Annotated in this window: 22 protein-coding genes and 1 tRNA gene; 9 read left to right on the top strand and 14 right to left on the bottom strand. The window is 67.9% G+C overall.

All coding sequences use genetic code 11. From position 1 onward, the window contains the following. Positions 1 to 113: 113 nt before the first annotated feature. Complete coding sequence (locus tag ACFC14_RS14440; protein ID WP_136043897.1) at positions 114 to 1,856, bottom strand: DEAD/DEAH box helicase; 1,743 nt, start codon at positions 1,854 to 1,856, stop codon at positions 114 to 116. 147 nt (positions 1,857 to 2,003) lie between these two features. Between ACFC14_RS14440 and ACFC14_RS14435 the strand changes: the two genes are divergently transcribed. Further along, a complete protein-coding gene (locus ACFC14_RS14435; protein ID WP_376105814.1) occupies positions 2,004 to 2,831 on the top strand; it encodes an SGNH/GDSL hydrolase family protein in 828 nt (275 codons plus the stop codon). Between the two features lie 7 nt (positions 2,832 to 2,838). Here ACFC14_RS14435 and ACFC14_RS14430 read toward each other — a convergent pair whose 3' ends face one another. Then, a complete protein-coding gene (locus ACFC14_RS14430; RefSeq protein WP_376105811.1) occupies positions 2,839 to 3,639 on the bottom strand; it encodes a TrmH family RNA methyltransferase in 801 nt (266 codons plus the stop codon). A 106-nt stretch (positions 3,640 to 3,745) separates the two neighbouring features. Between ACFC14_RS14430 and ACFC14_RS14425 the strand changes: the two genes are divergently transcribed. Together ACFC14_RS14425 and ACFC14_RS14420 are read left to right on the top strand one after the other, a co-directional pair. Continuing rightward, positions 3,746 to 4,585 (top strand): Sir2 family NAD-dependent protein deacetylase, encoded by an 840-nt coding sequence (locus tag ACFC14_RS14425; protein ID WP_376105808.1) that lies wholly within the window; start codon positions 3,746 to 3,748, stop codon positions 4,583 to 4,585. Then, entirely contained in the window at positions 4,582 to 5,169 is a 588-nt protein-coding gene (locus ACFC14_RS14420) for a histidine phosphatase family protein (protein ID WP_376105805.1), read from the top strand. Before ACFC14_RS14425 ends, ACFC14_RS14420 begins: the two co-directional genes overlap by 4 nt. Here the strand turns inward: ACFC14_RS14420 and ACFC14_RS14415 are convergent, their stop codons facing one another. Genes ACFC14_RS14415 through ACFC14_RS14395 form a run of 5 tightly spaced genes read right to left on the bottom strand, consistent with a single transcriptional unit; the run spans position 5,170 to position 11,100 of the window. Further along, positions 5,170 to 5,976: an HpcH/HpaI aldolase/citrate lyase family protein gene (locus ACFC14_RS14415; protein WP_376105802.1), complete on the bottom strand. Its 807-nt coding sequence runs from the start codon at positions 5,974 to 5,976 to the stop codon at positions 5,170 to 5,172. Further along, the gene (locus tag ACFC14_RS14410; protein WP_376105799.1) at positions 5,973 to 6,461 is read right to left on the bottom strand and encodes a MaoC family dehydratase; all 489 of its coding nucleotides are present in this window, start codon (positions 6,459 to 6,461) and stop codon (positions 5,973 to 5,975) included. The genes ACFC14_RS14415 and ACFC14_RS14410 overlap by 4 nt, the downstream gene beginning before the upstream one ends. A 9-nt stretch (positions 6,462 to 6,470) precedes the next feature. Beyond that, the gene (locus ACFC14_RS14405; RefSeq protein WP_376105796.1) at positions 6,471 to 7,619 is read right to left on the bottom strand and encodes an acyl-CoA dehydrogenase family protein; all 1,149 of its coding nucleotides are present in this window, start codon (positions 7,617 to 7,619) and stop codon (positions 6,471 to 6,473) included. A 2-nt stretch (positions 7,620 to 7,621) separates the two neighbouring features. Further along, positions 7,622 to 9,541, bottom strand: a complete 1,920-nt coding sequence (locus tag ACFC14_RS14400) for a biotin carboxylase N-terminal domain-containing protein (protein ID WP_376105793.1) — start codon at positions 9,539 to 9,541, stop codon at positions 7,622 to 7,624. A gap of 5 nt (positions 9,542 to 9,546) precedes the next feature. Further along, a complete protein-coding gene (locus tag ACFC14_RS14395) occupies positions 9,547 to 11,100 on the bottom strand; it encodes a carboxyl transferase domain-containing protein (RefSeq protein WP_376105791.1) in 1,554 nt (517 codons plus the stop codon). Between the two features lie 111 nt (positions 11,101 to 11,211). On the opposite strand from ACFC14_RS14395, the gene ACFC14_RS14390 reads away from it, so the two are divergent. Then, positions 11,212 to 11,820 (top strand): TetR/AcrR family transcriptional regulator, encoded by a 609-nt coding sequence (locus tag ACFC14_RS14390; protein WP_376105788.1) that lies wholly within the window; start codon positions 11,212 to 11,214, stop codon positions 11,818 to 11,820. On the opposite strand, the gene ACFC14_RS14385 is transcribed toward ACFC14_RS14390, so the two are convergent. From ACFC14_RS14385 to pdhA, 3 genes are read right to left on the bottom strand one after another with little or no spacing between them, the layout of a single operon-like run. After that, positions 11,813 to 13,171, bottom strand: coding sequence for a dihydrolipoamide acetyltransferase family protein (locus ACFC14_RS14385; protein ID WP_376105785.1), 1,359 nt, complete (start codon positions 13,169 to 13,171; stop codon positions 11,813 to 11,815). The genes ACFC14_RS14390 and ACFC14_RS14385 overlap by 8 nt on opposite strands. Beyond that, the gene (locus ACFC14_RS14380) at positions 13,168 to 14,178 is read right to left on the bottom strand and encodes an alpha-ketoacid dehydrogenase subunit beta (protein WP_376105782.1); all 1,011 of its coding nucleotides are present in this window, start codon (positions 14,176 to 14,178) and stop codon (positions 13,168 to 13,170) included. Before ACFC14_RS14380 ends, ACFC14_RS14385 begins: the two co-directional genes overlap by 4 nt. Positions 14,179 to 14,180: 2 nt before the next feature. After that, positions 14,181 to 15,296 (bottom strand): pyruvate dehydrogenase (acetyl-transferring) E1 component subunit alpha, encoded by a 1,116-nt coding sequence (gene pdhA, locus ACFC14_RS14375; RefSeq protein ID WP_376105779.1) that lies wholly within the window; start codon positions 15,294 to 15,296, stop codon positions 14,181 to 14,183. 168 nt (positions 15,297 to 15,464) lie between these two features. Here pdhA and ACFC14_RS14370 point away from each other — a divergent pair, with 168 nt between their 5' ends. After that, positions 15,465 to 15,938, top strand: coding sequence for an Lrp/AsnC family transcriptional regulator (locus ACFC14_RS14370; protein ID WP_376105777.1), 474 nt, complete (start codon positions 15,465 to 15,467; stop codon positions 15,936 to 15,938). On the opposite strand, the gene ACFC14_RS14365 is transcribed toward ACFC14_RS14370, so the two are convergent. Further along, the gene (locus tag ACFC14_RS14365; protein ID WP_376105774.1) at positions 15,910 to 16,809 is read right to left on the bottom strand and encodes an alpha/beta fold hydrolase; all 900 of its coding nucleotides are present in this window, start codon (positions 16,807 to 16,809) and stop codon (positions 15,910 to 15,912) included. The genes ACFC14_RS14370 and ACFC14_RS14365 overlap by 29 nt on opposite strands. 66 nt (positions 16,810 to 16,875) lie before the next feature. Between ACFC14_RS14365 and ACFC14_RS14360 the strand changes: the two genes are divergently transcribed. The 3 genes from ACFC14_RS14360 to ACFC14_RS14350 all read left to right on the top strand — a co-directional run bounded on the left by ACFC14_RS14360 (position 16,876) and on the right by ACFC14_RS14350 (position 19,111). Beyond that, the gene (locus ACFC14_RS14360) at positions 16,876 to 17,601 is read left to right on the top strand and encodes a 3'-5' exonuclease (RefSeq protein WP_376105771.1); all 726 of its coding nucleotides are present in this window, start codon (positions 16,876 to 16,878) and stop codon (positions 17,599 to 17,601) included. 109 nt (positions 17,602 to 17,710) lie between these two features. Then, positions 17,711 to 18,625, top strand: a complete 915-nt coding sequence (locus ACFC14_RS14355; RefSeq protein ID WP_376105768.1) for a helix-turn-helix transcriptional regulator — start codon at positions 17,711 to 17,713, stop codon at positions 18,623 to 18,625. Between the two features lie 168 nt (positions 18,626 to 18,793). Further along, positions 18,794 to 19,111: a hypothetical protein gene (locus tag ACFC14_RS14350; protein ID WP_136043879.1), complete on the top strand. Its 318-nt coding sequence runs from the start codon at positions 18,794 to 18,796 to the stop codon at positions 19,109 to 19,111. Between the two features lie 42 nt (positions 19,112 to 19,153). Here ACFC14_RS14350 and ACFC14_RS14345 read toward each other — a convergent pair whose 3' ends face one another. Then, complete coding sequence (locus ACFC14_RS14345) at positions 19,154 to 19,414, bottom strand: DUF6458 family protein (RefSeq protein WP_136043878.1); 261 nt, start codon at positions 19,412 to 19,414, stop codon at positions 19,154 to 19,156. 117 nt (positions 19,415 to 19,531) lie between these two features. Beyond that, positions 19,532 to 20,806 carry a globin domain-containing protein gene (locus tag ACFC14_RS14340; RefSeq protein WP_376105765.1) on the bottom strand — a complete coding sequence of 425 codons (1,275 nt, stop codon included), beginning with the start codon at positions 20,804 to 20,806 and terminating at the stop codon, positions 19,532 to 19,534. On the opposite strand from ACFC14_RS14340, the gene ACFC14_RS14335 reads away from it, so the two are divergent. Then, positions 20,774 to 21,514: a helix-turn-helix domain-containing protein gene (locus tag ACFC14_RS14335; RefSeq protein WP_376107205.1), complete on the top strand. Its 741-nt coding sequence runs from the start codon at positions 20,774 to 20,776 to the stop codon at positions 21,512 to 21,514. The genes ACFC14_RS14340 and ACFC14_RS14335 overlap by 33 nt on opposite strands. On the opposite strand, the gene ACFC14_RS14330 is transcribed toward ACFC14_RS14335, so the two are convergent. After that, positions 21,512 to 21,585: transfer RNA gene (locus tag ACFC14_RS14330), tRNA-Ile, on the bottom strand. The genes ACFC14_RS14335 and ACFC14_RS14330 overlap by 3 nt on opposite strands. Between the last annotated feature and the right edge of the window lie 6 nt (positions 21,586 to 21,591).

Below are 21,591 nucleotides of genomic sequence, written 5' to 3'. Positions count from 1 at the left end.
GGGCAACCGTTCAACGCTAGCCGCGGCGGCTCGACGAGACCTCGCTCAGACGCGGATTGACAGCATTTCGGGGATCCGAAGCACCGCCGACGGGCGAGACCGCGGACGATCGCTCAGGAGCGTACGCGCTTACGCAGGACCTCGATACGCGACTGCAGCTGCGTCACGGTCGCCTGCGCCACAGCCGGACCCCCGCAGATGCGCCGGAGCTCTGCGTGTACGGCACCATGCGGCTCGCCCTTCTGCCGCGCATACAGGCCGACCAGACTATTCAGGAGCTGCCGCTGCTCTTTGAGCGTGCGGTGCAGGGGCGGAGGAAGCGTCGTCGTCTCGGTCGGCCCGGTCGAGGCTTCGCGCGCCTCTCGCAGCCGGGACTGTCGCGACTGGCGCTGCATGAGCAGTTCGTGCACATGCTCGGGTTCCAGGAGGCCCGGAAAACCGATGAATTCCTCCTCCTCCGGAGTTCCAGGCTCGGCCAGTTGCCCGAACTCCTGGCCCTCGAAGACGACGCGGTCGAAGTGCGCGACCGAGGAGAGTGCCTGATAGCTGAACTCCTGCGTCAGCGCATCCGAGGTCTCCTCTTCGCGGTTGGCGCTCTCGAGCAGGGAGTCGTCGAGTCCGTCCTCTTCCTTCGACTGTCGGTCGAGCGCATGGTCGCGCTGCTTGTCCATCTCGTTCGCCAGACCCATGAGCACAGGCACCTGTGGCAGGAACACGCTGGCGGCCTCGCCCCGACGACGGGCCCGCACGAATCGACCGATCGCCTGAGCGAAGAAGAGCGGAGTCGACGACGATGTCGCGTAGACGCCGACGGCGAGACGCGGCACGTCGACACCCTCGGACACCATGCGGACCGCGACCATCCAGCGGGAATCGTTCGCGCTGAACTTCTCGATGCGCTCCGAGGCGGTCGCGTCATCGGAGAGTACGATCGTCGGCTGCTGCCCCGTGATGCTGTGCAGGATCTTCGCGTATGCGCGCGCAACGGTCTGATCGGTGGCGAGCACGAGGCCGCCCGCATCCGGAACGTGGTGGCGGATCTCGGTCAGGCGGCGATCGGCGGCCGACAGCACCGCCGGCATCCACTCGCCTTCGGGATCGAGCGCGGTGCGCCAGGCCTGCGACGTCACGTCTTTCGTGTTGTCCTGCCCCAGGTGCGTCTCGAGTTCGTCGCCGGTGGTGGTGCGCCAGCGCATCTTGCCCGCGTACATGTGGAAGAGCACGGGGCGAACGACGCCGTCGGCGAGGGCACGACCGTAGCCGTAGTTGTAGTCGGTGCGCGAGACGCGAGCACCGGATTCGTCGGGGTGGTACTCGACGAACGGGATCGGCGCCGTGTCGCTGCGGAACGGCGTTCCGGAGAGAAGGAGCCGGCGTTTCGCGGGGCCGTAGGCGTCGCGGATGGCGTCGCCCCAGCTCAGCGCGTCCCCACCATGATGGACCTCGTCGAGAACCACGAGTGTCTTGGCGTCTTCCGTCAGATGCCGATGCACCGACGACTTCGCCGCGACCTGCGCGTAGGTGACGACAGCACCGTGATAGTGACGTGCGGGCGCCCAGTCGCTGTTGCGGAATCGCGGGTCGAGCCGGATGTGCACGCGCGCCGCAGCATCCGCCCACTGCGTCTTCAGGTGCTCGGTCGGCGCCACCACGATGATGCGGTTCACTTCGCCGATGCGCATGAGCTCCACGGCGAGGGTGAGGGCGAAGGTGGTCTTGCCTGCACCCGGCGTCGCAGCGACGAGGAAGTCCCGCTGATCGGCTTCGAAGTACTGTTCCAGCGCCTCCTGTTGCCAGGCGCGCAGCTTGCTTGCGGTTCCCCAAGGGGCACGCTGGGGAAAGGACGGAGAGAGCATCGACTCCACGATAATCGGTGCTGCGGACACTGTCGCACGTACGGCGCTTCTCGCGCGTGCCCCTCCCCCGGGACCTCACCTGCGGGTAGGCTCGATCACTGCGCTGCGGCCATCGCCGCCTCGCAGACGTTCGCGAAGGAGAGCTGGATGACCGACCAGGATTCGACTCGGACCCCGTACATCCCCAACGAGACCGCCCACCCGTGGCGCCGTTTCGTCGCCGTCGGAGACTCCTTCACGGAAGGCATCGGAGACCCGGATCCGGCGCACCCCGGCAGCCACCGCGGCTGGGCCGATCGGGTCGCGGAAGTGCTCGCCGCCCAGGTCGACGACTTCGCGTACGCCAACCTCGCCGTCCGCGGGAAGCTCATCGCGCAGATCGTCGCCGATCAGATCGAACCGGCCGTCGAACTGCGTCCCGACCTCGTCTCGATCTGCGCGGGAGGAAACGATGTGATCCGCCCGGGCACCGACCCCGACGCCATCGCGAGTCAGCTCGAGGATGCCGTGGCGCGCCTGTCATCCACGGGAGCGGCCGTCCTCCTGTTCACCGGTATCGACACGGGCTTCACACCGGTGTTCCGTGCCTTCCGCGGAAAGGTCGCGATCTACAACGAGAACATCCGCGCGATCGCCGAGCGCCACGACTGCATCGTCGCGGATCAGTGGGCCCTGAAGGTCGTCCAGGACATGCGGTTCTTCGACGATGACCGCCTGCACTACAACGCGCTCGGCCACCACGAGGTCGCGCGCATGGTGCTCCGTGCTCTGAACGTGCCGAACGACCTCGAGGCCATGCAGCCGGAGCCCTACCCGCTGCGGACCTGGCGCGAGGCGCGGAGCGAGGACCTCGGGTGGGCGCGCGAGCACCTGATGCCCTGGGTTCTGCGTCGGCTGCGCCATCAGTCGTCGGGCGACAACGTGGCCGCGAAGCGTCCGGAGCCCTCGCCGATCATCTTCCCGGAGCACGACTGAGCACAGATCAGACCTTCACCGCCCACAGTGCGACAGCGGCGGCGGAGGCGACGTTGAGGGAGTCGACACCGCCTGACATCGGAATCGTGACGATCGTGTCGGCGCGGTCCATCACCGTGCGGGAGAGCCCATCGCCCTCCGAGCCCATGACGAGTGCCACCCGCTCGGGGCGGTCGGCCACGTAGGCGTCGAGGGTCACCGCGTCGTCACGCAGAGCCAGCGCTGCGATGTCGAAATGCGCGGCATGAAGGTCTGCGACGGCCTCATCCCAGTCGTTGATGCGCGTCCACGGAACCTGGAAGACGGTCCCCATGCTCACGCGCACACTGCGCCGATACAGCGGATCCGCGCCGCCCGGCGACACCAGCACGGCATCCGCGCCGAGGCCCGCCGCCGCACGGAACGCGGCACCGACGTTGGTGTGATCGCCGATGTTCTCGAGGATCAGCACCACGGTGGCGCCCTCGATCACTTGTCGAACCGTCGGCAGCTCCGGCCGATGCATCGACGCGATCGTGCCGCGGTGCACGGCGAACCCCGTCACCGCCTCGGCCACATCATCCGGGACGACGTACACCGGGACGTCGAACTCGCCGACGATCCCACGGATGTCCTCCACACGGCGTTCCTGCACCAGCACGGAGCGCGGACGGTGCCCTGCTGCCACCGCACGGGCGATGACCTTCGTCGACTCCGCGATGTACAGCCCGCCCGCCGGCTCCCGGACTGTGCGCAGCGCCGTGTCGGTGAGCCCGCGGTAGTCGTCGAGGCACGGATCGTCGGCTTCGGTCACAGGCACGAGTCGCATGCATCCACTCTGCCATTGCTCGCACCCGCCTCGACGACCGCGCCGCAGGGGTCTGCTCGCGGGACCCGGTCCCGCCCCCACGCCGTAGACTGCTCGAGGAGGTCCTGTGAGCGTCTCGAACACCGCCGAGCTGTCGGCCACCATCGCCCACGCCGCCGAGCTGCTGCGCGACAGGCGCATCGCCCTCTTGACCGGTGCCGGCATCTCGACCGACTCGGGGATACCCGCGTACCGCGGCGAAGGCGCCAGAACCCGCAGCGACCCGATGACGATCCAGACCTACCTCGGCGACGAGGCGGCACGACGACGCTACTGGGTCGGCGGCCACCTCGGCTGGCGCGCGTTCGCCCGGGCCGCGCCCAACGCCGGACACCTCGCGCTCGCACAGCTCGAGGCCGCCGGAAAGGTGTCGGGCGTCATCACCCAGAACGTCGACGGGCTTCATCTGCGCGCCGGGAGCTCGCACGTGATCGAAGTGCACGGCACGATGCGTCGCGTGTTCTGCCTGCGGTGCGGGCAGGTCTTCGACCGCCGCGACATCGCGGTGCAGATCGAGGAGCGGAACCCCTGGATCACCATCCCGGAGAACGTGGCGCTCGCCCCGGACGGCGACGTCCTCCCCGAATCCACCGAAGGGTTCATCGTGCCCGAGTGCACCGTGTGCGGCGGCATGCTGAAACCCGACGTCGTCTTCTTCGGCGAGTACGTCCCGCTGGACCGATTCCGTGCAGCGGAGTCGCTGCTGCGCTCCAGCTCCGCCCTCATCGTCGCCGGCTCCTCCCTCGTCGTGAACTCCGGCGTGCGCCTGGTCGAGCGAGCCAGACGCCGCAACATCCCTCTGATCATCGTCAACCGCGAGCCGACGCGTGCAGACCCCTGGGCCGATGCCACCATCGCCGCAGGCACCAGCGACGTGCTCCCCGCACTCCAGGAACTGCTCTCGTGACCCACCTCACCCTCATCCGCCACGGCCAGACCGATTGGAACCTCGCACGACGAATCCAGGGGTCGACCGACATCCCACTGAACGAGACCGGGCGAGAAGACGCGCGAAGGGCAGCAGAGAGCCTTGCCTCGAGCACGCACCACGCCGTCTACACCAGCCCGCTGCTGCGCGCCAAGGAGACGGCGGAGATCATCGCTGGCAGACTCGGGCTCGAAGTCGTCGGCGTGGTCCCCGACATCCGGGAACGCGAGTTCGGTGACGGCGAGGGCATGCTCGTCGAGGACTACATCTCCGCATACGGCGACTGGCACGCCGAGGTCCCGGGTGCGGAGTCGCTGGAGCAGGTCGGCGAACGTGCCATCACGGCACTCCACGCGATCGCCCGTGAAGCGCGACGCCGCTCGGCCCCACAGGCGGAATCGGTGCTCGTGGTGGCGCACGGTGGCGTGATCCGGGCTGTGATCGATCATGTCTCGGGCGGTACGCTTCCCCGCGACGGTGAGGTCCTGCGCAACGGGTCCGCGCACCGCTTCGTGGCGGCACCCGGATACCTGCGACTCCTCGAAGAGTCACAGGTCGTCTGATCAGCTGACTCTCGAGACGACCGATCGCGCGTGCCGGAGCACGGGTTCGTCGATCATCCGTCCCTCGAAACGGAACACACCGCGCTCCGTCGCCGCAGCCCCGAGCACCGCGCGTGCCCATGCCACCGTGTCGTCGTCCGGACGATAGGCGGCCCGGATCGCCGCCACCTGGTTCGGATGGATACAGGCCGTGGCACGGAACCCCGATGCGACGGCGTCCATCGCCTCGCGCTGGAGCCCCTCGGCGTCGTCGATGTCGATGTGCACGGCATCGATGGCCGCCTTGCCCTGAGCGCTGGACTCGAGGAGGACGCGAGCACGGGCATAGCGGGCGATATCCCGATAGCCGCCCTCCGCATTCCGAGACGAGGTTCCGCCGAGAGAGGCGACGAGATCCTCGGCGCCCCACATCATCGCGGTCACCCTGGGGTGTGCTGCGATCCGGTCGCAGGCATGGATGCCACGTGCGGTCTCACACAGTGCGATCAGCGAGTACCGCTCATCGAACACATCGAGGCTCTCCGCGCTCTCCGTCTTCGCCACCATCACCGTGCGGAAGTCCGTCGCGGCGAGTGCGTCGAGATCGGCCGTGAACGCATCGGTCCCCGGTGCGTTCACGCGTACGACGACCCGTGCGGCATCGATGTCCGCATCGATGACATTCCGGCGCGCCGCAGCCTTCCCCTCCGGAAGGACGGCGTCTTCGAGGTCGAGGATGATCGCGTCCGCCCGATCCAGAGCCTTGTGGAAGCGCTCCGGTCGGTCCGCAGGGCAGAACAGAAGCGCCGGCCCGAGATCGAAGGTCACTTCGCGACTCCGTCCGGGAGGCAGTGGACGAGAACGGAACGCACCGCTGTCGCCACGACGGTGTCGTCCTGATTACGTCCGGTATGAGCGATCGTCACGATGCCCTGGCCCGGGCGTGAGGACGACAACCGCTTGTCGACGATGACGCTCTCGGTATAGAGGGTGTCACCGGCGAACAGCGGGTGCGGGAAGACGATGTCGCCGAACCCGAGCTGCGCGACGAGCGTGCCCTGCGTCAGTTGCGCGACCGAGGCGCCCACCATCGTCGACAGAGTCCACATCGAGTTCATGAGCCGCGCACGGAACGGATCCTGCGCATCGGCGAATGCCGCGTCGAGGTGCAGCGCCTGCGTGTTCATCGTGAGCGTGGTGAAGAGCACGTTGTCGGCTTCTGTCGCCGTGCGCCCAGGTCGGTGCAGATAACGGGCGTCGACGACGAACTCCTCGTAGTACAGCCCCCTCTGGAGGATGTCATGCGTGGTCATATCGCCACGCTACCCGGCGAGTCCGAGTCCGCGGGCGATGACCAGCAGTTGCACCTCTGTCGTGCCCTCGCCGATCTCGAGGATCTTCGAATCGCGGTAGTGGCGGGCGACCGGGAACTCGTTCATGAACCCGTTTCCGCCGAAGATCTGGGTGGCATCCCTGGCGTTGTCCATCGCGGCCTCCCCGCCGACGAGCTTGGCGATCGCCGCCGCCTCCGCGAACGGTTTCCCCGCATCCCGCAGCCGCGCCGCGTGATGCCAGGCGAGCCGCGCGGTGTGCACCCGAGCCCGCATGCGGGCCAGGGTGAACTGCGCGTTCTGGCGTGTGCTCAGCGCAGCGCCGAAGATCGTCCGGCTCTTCGCGTACTCGACGGCGGCCTCCAGACAGCCCTCGGCCGCGCCCGTGGAGAGTGCGGCGATCGCGATACGGCCCTCGTCGAGGATGCTGAGGAAACTGCGGAAGCCGCTCCCCCGCTCCCCCAGCAGGTTCGATGCCGGAACCCGCGCTCCGTCGAAGGTCAGCGGGTGGGTGTCCGACGCATTCCACCCGACCTTGTCGTAAGGAGCTTCGACCGTGAACCCGGGTGTGCCGTTCGGGACGATGATCGTGGAGATCTCCTTGCGACCGTTCTCGTTCCCGGTCACTGCGGTAACCGTGACGAAGCGGGTGATCGGGGTTCCCGAGTTGGTGATGAACTGCTTGGAGCCGTCGATGACCCACTCATCGCCCTCCAGGCGCGCGGTGGTCCTGGTCGCGCCGGCGTCACTGCCGGCTTCCGGTTCGGTGAGGCCGAAGCCCGCCAGCGCCCGCCCCGCAAGCAGATCAGGAAGAAGCTCCTGCCGCTGCTCGTCGGTGCCGAAGCGGTAGATCGGCATCGCACCGAGGCTCACCCCGGCTTCGAGCGTGATCGCGATCGACTGGTCCACTCGCCCCAGGGCCTCGATCGCGATGCCGAGCGCCATGTAGTCACCGCCCTGACCGCCGTACTCCTCGGGGAACGGCAGGCCGAACAGGCCGAGATCGCCCATCTGCGAGACGACGTCCATCGACAGTGTGTGCGTGCGGTCGGCCTCATACGATTGCGGCGCGACCACCGTGTCCGCGAACTCGCGCACCATCGCGGCGAGCTCGCGCTCCTCCTCGGTCAGATCTTCCATGGTCAGCTCTCCTCCGTCGTCACCCGGGCGACCGGTTGGTCACGCCGTACCTGGTCTCCCACTGCAACCAGCAGATGCACCACGCCATCGCGCGGTGCCAGCACCTGGTGCTCCATCTTCATCGCCTCGATCGCGACGAGCGGGTCGCCGGCCGCGACCGGATCCCCGTCCGCGACGAGCACGGCGACGACGCTGCCCGGCATGGGCACGCGTCCCTCGGGTTCGGTCGTCGCCGACCCCGCCTCTTGAGCGGTGAGCCGCCTCCGCATCCGCTGCCGCCGGTCGATGGGGCGGAGTCGGACCGTGCGGCCCTCCTCGGAGACCCACACCGCCCCGTCGGCGTCCACTGCGGCACGCAGGGGACGCCGAGAGGTTGCGCCGGGAGCCGATTCCGCCTCCGCCATCTCGTCGTCGTCCGTGAGTGCGACGAAGTCTCCCGGAGCCGCGCTCTCGGCCCCGAGCCGCCAGCCGGGGAGCTCGCGCCACAGATCGCTCGTGCGTCTCGGCTCGCTCGGCACCTCGACGGCATCGACCGCAGCGGCGAGCTGTGCCGGTGAGGGGCGTACGACGGCGAGCGGCAGCAGCGTTTCGATGAGGCCCGTGTCGAGGTCACCCGCGACGACCCGGGGGTCGCCGCAGAGCGTGCGGAGGAAGGCGATGTTCGTCTCGACGCCCAGAACCACCGTGCGGGCGAGAGCATCGTCGAGGCGCGCGAGGGCGGTGACGCGATCATCCGCGAAGGCGATCACCTTCGCGATCATCGGGTCGTAGAACCCGGTCACCTCGCTCCCCGTCTCGACAGCGGAATCCACGCGCACACCGGGCGGCGGATCGAACAGGAGGATCGTGCCCGTCGAGGGCAGGAAGCCGCGTTCGGGTGATTCGGCGTACACGCGCGCTTCGACCGCGTGCCCCCGCAGCTGCGGCGTGACATCCAGCGGAAGCCCGTCGGCCGCACGGAGCTGAAGCGCGACCAGATCGAGCCCGGTGACCTCTTCGGTGACGGGATGCTCGACCTGGAGGCGCGTGTTCATCTCGATGAAGAAGACCTCGTCGGGCGCATCTGCGTCGATGAGGAACTCCACGGTGCCGGCGCCGACGTACTCGACGCTCTCCGCGGCGAGCACCGCGGCGGACAGCAGTCGCTCGCGGGTATGCGCGGGGATCCCCGCGGACGGTGCCTCCTCGATGACCTTCTGATGACGACGCTGCAGGGTGCACTCGCGCTCGCCGAGGGCGACGACCGTCCCGTGCGCATCGCCGAACACCTGCACCTCGATGTGCCGTGGGCGACGGATGAGACGCTCGAGGATCAGGGAATCGTCCCCGAACGCGGATGCCGCGACCCGACGCGCCGACGCGAGTGCGGCCCGGAGAGCCGACGCGTCCGCGACGACCTCCATGCCCTTTCCGCCACCGCCAGCGCTCGGCTTGACGAGGAGCGGGTACCCCACCCGATCGGCCTCCTCGGCGATCTCGAGATCGGACAGCCCTTTGGCGTCGAAGCCGGGGACGACGGGAACCCCGTAGCGCAGCACATGCTCACGAGCACGCGCCTTGTCCCCCATGATCTGCAGGGCGTCGACGGACGGACCGATGAACACGATGCCGCTCTCGGCGCAGGCCTCGGCGAGACCGACGCTCTCGGACAGGAACCCGTATCCAGGATGGATCGCCTGCGCGCCGGTGGCTCGGGCGGCGGCGATCACGGCATCGATGTCCAGGTACGACTCGACCGCAGGAGCGGGTCCGATCCGCACGGCGACATCCGCCTCGCGCACGTGGGGAGCGGATACGTCCGCATCGCTGTACACGGCGACGCTGCGGATTCCGAGGGTGCGCAGCGTGCGGATGACGCGACGCGCGATCTCACCGCGATTCGCGACGAGGACGGTCTGGAAGGAAATGGTCGGTGACGACATGGCACTCACATCCGGAAGACGCCGAAGCGTGGTTCGGGCAGCGGACTGCGGGCGACGACGTCGAGCGCCAGCCCCAGCAGATCGCGGGTCTGCGCGGGGTCGACGATGCCGTCGTCCCACAGCCGCGCCGTGGCGTAGTAGGGCTCGCCCTGGTGCTCGTACTGCTCGCGGATCGGCGCTTCGAACTCGCCTCGCTCCTCGGCGCTCCACGAATCGCCGCGTGCGGACAGCTGGTCCTCCTTCACCGTGGCGAGCACTGATGCGGCTTGCGCGCCGCCCATCACGGAGATGCGACTCGCGGGCCAGGTCCACAGGAAGCGCGGCGAGTAGGCGCGCCCGCACATGGAGTAGTTTCCCGCTCCGAAGGAGCCGCCGATGATGACCGTCAGTTTGGGCACTCTCGTCGTCGCGACTGCGGTGACCATCTTGGCCCCGTCCTTCGCGATGCCGCCCGCTTCGGCGTCCGACCCCACCATGAAGCCGGTGATGTTCTGCAGGAACAGCAGGGGGATGCCGCGCTGATCGCACAGCTCGATGAAGTGCGCGCCCTTGAGCGCGGACTCGCTGAACAGGACGCCGTTGTTCGCGACGATGCCGACCGGATGCCCGTGCAGGCGGGCGAACCCCGTGACCAGGGTCGTGCCGTACTCCGGTTTGAACTCGAAGAACGTGTCGCCGTCGACGAGCCGTGAGATGACCTCGTGCACGTCGTATGACGCGTTCACGTCGACCGGAACCGCATCGTAGAGCGACGTCGTCTCGGAGGGCGGTCGCGTCCTCGCGATCTCCCACGCCGGGGCCACTGGCGGCGGAAGGGTGGCGACGATGTCTCGCAGAATCTCGAGCGCGTGCTCATCGTCCTCCGCGAGATGGTCGACCACACCGCTCCGCCGTGCGTGCAGTTCTCCCCCACCCAGCTCTTCGGCGGTCACGATCTCGCCGATCGCCGCCTTCACCAGGGGCGGCCCGCCGAGGAAGATGGTTCCCTGGCCGCGCACGATGACCGTCTCGTCGCTCATGGCTGGCACATAGGCGCCACCCGCGGTGCAGGAGCCGAGGACGGCCGCCAGCTGCGGGATCCCCTCGGCCGACATCCGCGCCTGGTTGAAGAAGATCCGTCCGAAGTGGTCGCGGTCGGGGAAAACCTCGTCCTGTTTCGGCAGGAACGCACCGCCCGAATCGACCAGGTAGAGGCACGGCAGCCGGTTCTCGAGCGCGATCTCCTGTGCGCGCAGGTGCTTCTTGACCGTGAGCGGGAAGTACGTGCCCCCCTTCACCGTCGCGTCGTTGCAGATCACCATGACGTGGCGACCGTGGACGAGTCCGATGCCGGCGATGACTCCGGCTCCCGGAGCGTCTCCCCCGTACAGGCCGTCGGCGGCCAGCGGAGCGATCTCGACGAACGGGCTGCCCTCGTCGAGCACCCGTGCGACCCGGTCTCGCGGCAGCAGCTTTCCGCGGGCCACATGGCGTTCGCGCGACGCGGTGGGTCCGCCTCGCGCGGCGGTCGTGAGGCGCTCGCGCAGCTCGTGCGCGAGGGACTCCTGCGTTGCGGGCATCGTGATGTCCTCCTCGACTCACGTCCGCGCGGGCGATGCCCTGGCGCGGTGCAGGCATATTCGGTTAGTGTTCACTAACCGATTGCTTCAGGTTAGCGAGGATTAACTGAGATGACAAGCCCGGTCACCGCCCGAGACCGCGCCAAGGCCGAACGGTCCGATGCGATCCTGCACGCCGCCGCCCGGCTCTTCGCCGCGCGCGGATACAGCGGCGTGAGCCTGGAAGACATCGGTGCCGCCGTCGGCGTGTCCGGACCGGCCGTCTACCGACACTTCGCCGGCAAGCAGGCATTGCTGGGCGCCGTGCTGGTCAAGGTGAGCGAGGAGCTGATCAACGGCGGGCGGCAGGTGGTGGAGAACACCCCGACTCCGGACGAGCGGATGCACGGGCTGATCGCCTTCCACGTCGACTTCGCCCTCGGGAACGCCGAGGTGATCCAGGTGCAGGACCGCGACGTCGCCCATCTGTCCGAAGCGGATCGGGCCGCCGTCCGCCGCCTGCAGCGCGCCTACATCGAGCTGTGGATGGACACCCTGTCTCCCCTCCACACGGCGGGCGAGAGCGGGGCGGATCAGGAAGAGCTGCGCCTTCGCGTCCAGGCCTGCTTCGGCCTCATCAACTCCACGCCGCACAGCACACGCGCGGCGGCACGACGGCACTCCGCCACCGCGACCGTGCTGGCCGCGATGGCGGAAGCCGCGTTGCGCGCGACTACCTGAGCAGCATCGCCCGACCGGGCTCCTCGAGAATGTCCGCGACATCCTTCAGGAAGCGCGCCCCTTCTGCGCCGTCGACGAGCCGGTGGTCGAACGAGAGGCTGAGCGTCATCACCTGACGGAGGGCGATCTCTCCTCGGAACTCCCAGGGCTGACGACGCACGGCACCGACCGCGAGGATTCCGGACTGTCCCGGCGGCAGGATCGGTGTGCCGGCATCGACACCGAACACGCCGATGTTCGAGATCGAGAAGGTGCCTCCGGCGAGCTCAGCCGGCGAGGTCTTCCCCGAGCGCGCGACCTCGGCGAGATTTCTCACGGCGTCCGCCAGCTCGATCAGTGTCAACTGCTCCGCGTCGCGGATCATCGGGACGATGAGTCCACGATCCGTCGCAGCCGCGATCCCGAGGTCGACGTAGTGATGTTGGACGATCTCGCCGGCGGCCTCATCCCAGCGGGAGTTGAGTCCCGGAGTGCGACCGAGCCCGAGACACACCGCCTTCGCCACGACCGCGAGCGGTCCGATCCGATGCTCGCTGAGCGAACGATCATCTCGAAGGCTCGCCAGCAGATCCATGGTCGCCGTCACGTCCACTGTATGGAAGACCGTCACGTGAGGAGCCGTGAAAGCGCTCTGCACCATCGCCGCGGCCGTGTGCTTGCGCACCCCGCGGATCGGTATGCGGGTCTCGCGCGCCCCGTTGCTGGGAGTCGCGGAGCGCGGTGGGACCACCGGGGCCACTGCGCGCGCGTCATCTGATTCCACGCCACGCGCGCCGACCCTCTCGGCGTACGCGTCGACATCGGCGCGCGTGATGAGCCGGTCACCGACCTCTGCCGCCACCAGGACCAGGTCGATCCCCAGACGCTTCGCATGCGCACGGACGGGAGGCGTGGAGCGCGGTCGCTCCACGACGGGCTCGACCGCGGCCGACGGGCTGGCGTCGTGCGGCGCGGCCTCGAGCACGGCTGTGTCGACCATCGCCGGAGTCGCTCCGGCACGGCGCGCGCGTCGAGCAGGTCGACCGGCCGAGGTGGGGGCAGCCCCGTATCCCACGAGGTTCGGTTGGGCTTTCTCAGCTGCCTCCGGGATCGGCTCGGGTGTCGTCTCCTCACCGACGACCTCGAAGTCGATCAGTGCGGCCCCCACGGCGACGGTCTCGCCGGCTTCCGCGTGCAGAGTCGCCACGGTGCCTTCGTACGGCGACGGCAGTTCGACCACCGCCTTCGCGGTCTCCACCTCGGCCAGGGTCTGATTGAGGGCGACCGAGTCCCCCGGGGCGACCAGCCATTGCACGACCTCAGCCTCGGCCAGCCCTTCTCCGAGGTCCGGAAGTCGGAACTCCGCGATCATGCCTCTGCTCCCGTCAGACTGTTCGGCCGATCCATCACCCGATCGACGGCGTCGAGCAGCCGGTCGAGATCCGGGAGGTGATACTTCTCGAGCTTCGCCGGCGGGTAGGGCACATCGTGGCCGGTGACTCGCAATGGTGCGGACTCGAGATACTCGAAGCAGCGCTCCGTGATGCTCGCGATGACTTCGGCAGCGACGCCGGCCTCACGGGATGCCTCGTGGGCGACGACGACCCGTCCGGTCTTGCGCACCGAGGCGGCGACCGAGTCGTAGTCGACGGGCGAGAGCGACCGCAGATCGATGACCTCCAGGGATACGCCCTCGTCTTCGGCGGCTTCCGCTGCCTGCAGTGCGGTGGACACCATCGCTCCGTACGTGATCAACGTCGCGTCCGTCCCGGATCGCACCACACGCGCCAGGCCCATCGGCGGCGCGTCCGCGAGTGGCGCCTCGAGATCGACCTCGCCTTTGTGGTGGTACAGCCGCTTCGGCTCGAAGAAGACCACCGGATCATCGGAGGCGATCGCCTGACGCAGGCTGCGGTAGGCGTCTTCGGGATTCGACACCGCGATCACGCGGATGCCCGCCGTGTGCACGAAGTATGCCTCGGGCGATTCCGAGTGATGCTCGGCGGCGCCGATGCCGCCTGCCCAGGGAATCCGAATCGTGATCGGCATCTTGACGCGCCCCTGCGTCCGGTAATGGAGCTTCGCCACCTGAGCGACGATCTGGTCGAAGGCGGGGTAGACGAAGCCGTCGAACTGGATCTCGACGACCGGACGATAGCCGCGGAAGGCGAGGCCCACAGCTGTGCCGACGATGCCGGACTCGGCGAGCGGGGTGTCGATCACCCTGGCCGCGCCGAACTCGTCGAGAAGTCCGTCGGTGATGCGGAAGACACCGCCCAGCTTGCCGATGTCCTCGCCGAGGAGCACGACCTTGTCATCGTCGCGCATCGCTTGCCGGAGGCCGGCGCCGAGCGCCTTTCCGAGAGTGAGCTCGGTCACGTTCACGCCTCGCTCTCGAAGGAGGCGAGGTACGCCGCATACTCGCCGCGCTGACGGTCGAGCCCGGTGTGGGGTTCGGCGTAGACGCCGTCGAAGACCGCGAGCGGCGGACGGGTGACCATTCCGAGGCACGCAGCCCGCATCTCCTTCGCGACCATGTCCGCGGCGGCCTGGGTCTCGGCCACATGCTCATCGGTGAGCTCGCCGCTCGCCCGCAGGTGTGTCTCCAACCGTGCGATCGGGTCGCGGCGACGCCAGGACTCGAGCTCCTCCGCGTCGCGGTAGCGCGTCGGATCGTCGGCCGTCGTGTGCGGTCCCATGCGATAGGTCACCGCTTCGATGTACGCGGGCCCCTTGCCGGAGCGTGCGTGCTGCAGCGCCCAGCGCATGGCTGCCATGCAGGCGAGCACATCGTTGCCGTCCACACGGAGGCTCGGAATCCCGAAACCCGGAGCCCGCCCCGCGATTGGGTACTGCGACTGCACGGCGACCGGCTCGGAGATCGCCCAATGGTTGTTCTGGCACACGAAGACCACCGGCGCCTGGTATGACGCCGCGAAGATCATCGCCTCGTTGACGTCGCCCTGACTGGTCGCTCCGTCACCGAAGTACGTCACCGCGACCTCGTCGGCACCGTCGCGCTGAATGCCGAGCGCGTAACCCACCGCATGCAGAGTCTGTGCGCCGATGATGATCTGCAGAGGCGCGACGCCCAGCGCCGCGGGATCGTAGGCAGCGCCCTCTTCTCCGCGCCACATGCGCACGTAGTCGCCCGGCTCAGCGCCGCGAGCGTAGATGACCCCGGTCTCGCGATAGCTGGGGAACACGTAGTCCTCTGGAGCGAGTGCCCGCGCCGTACCGATCTGCGTCGCCTCCTGACCCTGACATGGCGCCCAGAGCCCCAGCTGCCCCTGCCGCTGAAGTGCGACGCCCTCGGCGTCGATACGACGGAGGATGATCATGTCGCGGAGCAGGGATCGCAGCTGCGCGGCATCGACATCCGCGACGAGAGGGTCCAGGCGGGGGTTCGGAATGCGGTGTCCGTCCGGGTCCAGTATCCGCTCCGAGAGCTCGAGATCCTGAGCGGTGTCTGCGATGGGGGTGATCTGCGGTGACATCGTCGTCCTCCTCGTCGGCGGCCCTCGTGAGGCTCTGCGCGCTGATGCCGGCGTCATCACCGACATGCTCTGAGGGTACGTCTGCTGAACACCTCGCTCAAGCATTCTCGCGGTGCTTGAGCATGTTGCTCAATTTGACGCGAAGCGCCCCTGCTAAGGTTTGGCACTATGCCAGGAATGGACCGCATCGATCTCGAGCTCCTCGCCGCCCTCGCCGACGATCCGAGGACCACCATCGTCGCCCTCGCGGAGAATCTCGGGCTTTCCCGCAACACGATCCAGGCACGGATGGCGCGCCTCGAGCAGAGCGGAATCTTCCTCTCCTACGAGCGGTCATTCTCACCCGACGTCCTGGGGTTCCCTCTTCAGGCGTTCGTCAGCATCGGAGTCCGCCAGACCGAACTGCCGCGCATCATCAACGAGCTCGCTCGGATTCCTGAAGTCGTGCAAGCGCACGGCCTGAGCGGCTCGATCGACCTGCTCGCTCGCGTCGCGTGCAGGGACGCACGTCACCTCTTCGACACCGACGCCCGCATCCTCTCGATCGAAGGCGTCGAACGCACGGAGACCTCGCTGGCGATGGGCGAGGTCATCCCGTTCCGCGTCGCAGGCCTTATCGGCCTCGCGCGACGGGAATCCTGAGGAACTGACGCACAGCGCCCGCGGCCTCGGCCGGCGTCTCGTAGTGGATGAGATGCCCCACGTCGGCGATCTCCACGAGTTTCGCGTCGGGGAACAGCGCCGCGAGCTTGCGTTCTGCCTCGATCGGGGTGATGTCGTCACGCTCTGCAGCGACGAGCAGGGTCGGAACATCGATCTCGGGAGCGAACTCCCGGACGTCGTGCGAGACACTCGCGACGAAGGCGTCGCGGAGCACATCTCGGTCCGAGAATCGCGAGAAGTACGTGTCGTGCTGGTCGTGGATGAAGCGTCGGAGCTCGGGATCCCTGGTCTTCGCCATCGTGACGCTCATCACGCGGACGATGACGCGGTTGCGCAGCAGAGCAGTGCCGAGTCTCTCCGGAAGCCGGGCACCGAGCGCGTAGTAGACGACCGCCAAGCGAGTCATGACGCCCTTCGGCCCTTCCAACGCCGGAGCGCCGATCGGGTTCAGCAGGATCAGTCGCGGAGTCCGCAGCCCTCGAGCGACCGCCGCCGAGGTCACGATCGATCCGAAGGAGTGGCCCAGAATGACGGCGCCGGGAGCGACCTCCGCTGCGAAGTCGACAAGCCAGCCGGCGTACTCGTCCAGGTCGTGCCGGCGCTCGGGCAGGGGCGTTGATTCCCCGAACCCGGGAAGATCAGGCGCGATCACACGCACTTCGGGGAGGTACGCCAGCACGGGCTCGAGGCCATGATGATCGCCGCGGAAGCCGTGCACCGCGATGACCGTCGTCTCGGCCTTCTCCGGTCCGTACACCCAGTACGCCGTGGTCGCTCCACGCACCTCGACCTCGTGGCGCTGCACGGGAAGGCGATGGAGGCGGTCCGCATAAGGGGAAGGCACGGTCATGCTCCGAGTCTACGAGTCGCCGTGCGCCTTCCCCTGGATGTCCGCGGCCGCGCATAGCGTGAAAGCATGCCATCCGGTCCCCCGCTTCCTGCGTGGCTCACCCGTGTCGGGGTGTTCGATCTGGAGACGACCGGCGTCGATGTCGAGTCGGATCGAGTTGTCACCGCGTACGTCGGTGTCCTCGATGCCGCAGGACGCGAGATCGCTGCACGCTCCTGGCTCGCCGATCCTGGAGTACCGATCCCGGAGGGCGCCACGGCGGTGCACGGCATCACCACGGCGTATGCCCGAGGGCACGGGCGATCGTCCCGGGAAGTCGTCGCAGAGGTCACGGCGGCCCTGCGTTCACTGCTCGAGCAGAACGTGCCCGTGGTCGCCTACAACGCCGCGTACGACTTCTCTCTCCTGGCGCATGAGGCGGCAAGACACGGGATCGTCCCGCTGACCGATCCCTCCCCCGTCATCGACCCCCTCGTGATCGACAAGGCGTACGACCGATACCGCCGCGGACGACGCACACTCGAAGTCGTCGCAGCCCACTACGCGGTCGTGCTCGAAGACGCTCACGAGGCGTCCGCGGATGCGATCGCCGCCGGCCGCGTGGCGCAAGCCCTCGCTCGTCGTTTCGCCCTCCCCGCCACCCCGGCCGAGCTGCATACGAATCAGATCGGCTGGGCGCGCTCGCAGGCAGCCAGCCTCACCGAGTACTTCGTGCGCATCGGCCGACTCGATCCGCAGGAGACGCTCGACGGCGGCTGGCCGGTGCGATCGAGCCGAATCGGTGCCGAGTGACGATGCCGCCAGCCGTCCAGCGCCTTTCGAACTGGAGTCCCGTTCACTGAGCTACGCTCCTGGAAGGCGTCGTCGAGTGGGATCGCGACGCGAAGAACAAGGAGCACCCATGCAGTTCACGTCCACCGACGTCGAGCAGGTCGAGTCCACGTGGCAGCAGTTCGTTCCCTCCTCGTCGCTCCAGGATGCGGACCCTCGCCGCTTTCGGTTCGACTGGCGCTCGGAACAACTGGCAAGCACCTCGCTGGTGAACTACCGGCTCGCGGCGAAGGTGCATTCGAAAGCAGAACCGCTGGACCAGATTCTGGTGTGCCGCGTCGACGCCCCGGATGCGCGTGTCTGGTCCGCGCGCGACACCTTGACCCCAGGGGCGCCGTGGATCTCCGACGGCACCCGAGTCGAGGCGAAGTGGGACCGATCCGCTGACGTCCGGGCCTTCGTGTTCGATCGACCCGCAGCCGAAGCGCGGGCACGGCAGTTGACCGGCGATGACACGCTGAAGCTGCGCACGACGGGACTCGCCCCGCACACAGCCATCGACGCACGGCGCTGGGAGGCGATGTTCGCCTACGTGGACCAAGCACTCGCTCTCTCCGGCTCCGACCCGCTGATCGCTGCCGAGCTCGAACGTCATGCCCTGATGATGACGCTCTCCGCGTTTCCCAACACCTTCACCGAGGCGATGCGCCGCCCGGCCCAGCGTGCGGGAGCGCCCGTGGCGGTCCGCCGGGCGCTTGCATACATCGACGAGAACGCGCACCGGCCCATCACCGTCGACGACGTCGCAGCGGCGGCCTACATCTCGACGAGGGGACTCCAGTACGCGTTCCGTCGCGCTCTCGACATCACACCCACCCAGGCCCTCCGTCGGGCACGACTCGAAGGGGCCCGCAGAGACCTGCAGAGCGGAGAAGGACGCTCCGTCGGCGAAGTCGCCCGCCGCTGGGGATTCACCCACCCGACCCGTTTCGCCTCGGCGTACCGAGACGCGTTCGGCACACCGCCGTCGCTGACCTCCATGTGACACCGGGCGAAGATTCTGTTCGCATTCTGCGGCGGGTCATTACGCCAGTGCGGTGCGTGCTGGCGTCGTTGGCTAGAGTTCGAGTACCCGGATACCCCCGTCCGCGGCCGCGCCGTCGAGGAGTCGCATGATCCCTGCCCCCCATCCCATCGCGCTGATCGTTCGCTGATGGGGAGCCTCTACTACGGCGACGCGCAGACCCCGATCCAGATCGACGATCGCGCCCTCGCACACCTGAAGGTCGTCATCGCGACCAAGCTGCGGCGCAACGAGAGCTTCACGCTGTCCTGGCGGCACCCGGAAGGCGACGCTCCCGGACGCTCGACCCTCTGGTTGCACCCGTCGATCCCATTGAGGTTCGTCTTCCAAGAGCCCGAGACGCCGGACCTGAGCCGGAAGTGGATCGAAGACCTCGCGCACTCGGCGAGCTCGAGCGGAGGAATCACACTCGTCGAGGAGCACCTCGAGAGCAGTCCCGCAGAGTGATGGCATCCGACGACCTCGATCGTCGGATGCCATCCGCTGCGCTCACACCGCTTCGTCGCCGCTGGAGCTGACGGATCGACGAGTGGTCGGTTCGCCCGTCGCCGGATCGACGAATGTGCGCGAGACCGTCTCCGTCCTGCGCCGCCGCGCGAGCAGCACGATCCCGATGAGGAAGATGACGACGCCGGCGCCCATCAAGATGTAGCCGACCATGTCGAGATCGACCCATTGGACGTCGACGTTCACCGCGAAGACGAGGATCGCTCCGATCACGAAGAGCGCGATTCCGCTGCCGATGCTCATGGTGCCTCCCGTTCTGCGGCGCGGTGCCGCACGTGGGAAGGATGGCGTCTAGGGCGAGCTCCGGGGAGGGGCTTGACAGCGACCGTATCGCTCTGCGGACGCGGCCGGTGCCGGTGCTCAGGCTGCTCCGGGCTTCGGCTGCTGTGCCCAGAGATCCGGGCCGAATACCTCGTAGGAGATCCGCTCCGACGGCACGCCGCGTGCCAGAAGCGTCGATCGAGACGTGCGCATGAAGTCGAGCGGTCCGCACATGAACACCTCCGCGTCGTCAGGCAGGTCGACGTCGGCGAGGTCCATCCGGCCTGAGAGGGAGGGGCGGAGCGTCGGCGCGGATTCCGCTTCCTCCCGATACCAGTTCTGTGCACGGGCGTCGTCCATCGCCAGCACCTGCCTCCGCAATGATGTGTAGAGCGCATGGCTGGAATGCGAGCGATCGGCATGGAACAGTCGGACCGTGCGCGCCGGGGCACGACGGGAGAGGTCCTCGACGATCGCCGCGACCGGGGTGATGCCGATGCCGGCCGACACGAGGACGAGCGGTCGCTCGGAATCGTCGATGGTGACGTCACCGGCCGGCTGGGACACGTCGATCAGCTGTCCAGGATGCGCGTTCTCATGCAACCACGTCGACACCTGGCCTTCCGGGGCGTCTCCGTTCGCGCGCACACGCTTGATCGTCACGCGCAGCGAATCGCCGCGGGGCCCCGACGAGATCGTGTATTGCCGCGGTTGGCGCGAACCGTCGGGCAGGTCGACGGCGATGGCCACGTACTGTCCGGCCCGGTATGACCCGACGTCTCCCGAGATGGGAGCGAGCACGAGTGAGACGACGTCGGAGGACTCCTCGATCCTCTCCACCACCCGGTGCTTCCTCCAGGGGAACTCCGGGTCGGTGCCGCCGAGCGCATACAGTTTCGCCTCTTCCGCGATCAGGGAGCATCCGAAGAGCCAGTAGACCTCATCCCACGCGGCTCTCACCTCCGGTGTGACCGCGTCCCCGAGGACTGTTCCGACCGCGTCGAGGAGGTGGTGCCCCACGATCGTGTACTGGCGCGCCTTGACGCCCAGCGACACATGCTTGTGCGCGATGCGACGCATCACGGGGGCGAAGTCGGGCGCCGCGGGATCGATGAGCTGCACTGCGAAGGCGACGATGGATGCGGCCAGGGCCTTCGGCTGCTCTCCGATCGCCTGATTCGCCCGGTTGAATACGCGGAGCAACTCCGGATGCGCGTCGAACATAGTGCGATAGAAAAGCGTGGTGATCTCGTCTGCGTGCTCGGCGACGACGCTGGCGGTCGCCCGCACGACGTTCTCGGATTCGGCTGTGAGCCTCATGGCTTCCCGCCTCTCGTGGTCATGGTGTTTCCACCATCCCGAGCCCTCGCGCACATCGCATTCCGTTCTACCGGTTTATTTCCGGTCCAACCGCAGGTGCGCGACCTCTTCCGCGTTTACTCTCGCCACATGCCCCGCCGCGCACACGATTTTCGCGGGCTGACACAACCCCGTCGGCTCCAGTTGCTCCACGCCATCCAGCAGACACCGGGATGCTCAGCAGGCGACCTTGCCGCGCAATGCAGAATTCCCCTCAACACAGTGCGGGATCACGTCCGGGTTCTCGAGGACGAGGGGCTGATCCGCAGTGAGACTCTCGCCCTCGGCAGACGCGGCCGACCACCGGTCGTGTTCCACCCCGTCCGCGACGTCGCATCGAGCTCCGTGGCGCGCGCTCGAGTCGAAGGAGCAGTCTCGCGGGGGCGGATGCTGCGGGCGATGTCGCGTGAAGCGCCGGTCGGGCTCGAGGCTGATGCGCTGCGTCAGGTCGACGTGCTCTACGAGCACCTCGATGATGCGGGCCTCAACCCCGTCGTCGATGAGACGTCTCTGCGGTTCGATCTCACCCCGTGTAACTATCACGATCTGCTCGATGCGGATCAGGAACTCGTCTGCGGTGTTCACGCTCGACTGGTGCGTGATGTCCTCCGCCACAGTGACGGCCCGCTCGAGGTCGAACGACTCGAACCGTTCGTGACGAGCCACGCGTGCCACCTGTTCCTCACCCGAGGCGAGTCCAGGGCAACTGCAGACGAAGAGTAGGGCGGGCGGGACTTGAACCCGCGATCGTTGGGTTATGAGCCCACTGCCTTAACCAGCTTGGCCACCGCCCCGTACCT

It is taken from the genome of Microbacterium sp. NPDC055988 (genome assembly GCF_042269505.1).
Lineage (GTDB): Bacteria > Actinomycetota > Actinomycetes > Actinomycetales > Microbacteriaceae > Microbacterium.
Note: the sequence above shows the minus strand (reverse complement) of the source record. Positions and strands in the feature narration are given on the sequence as shown.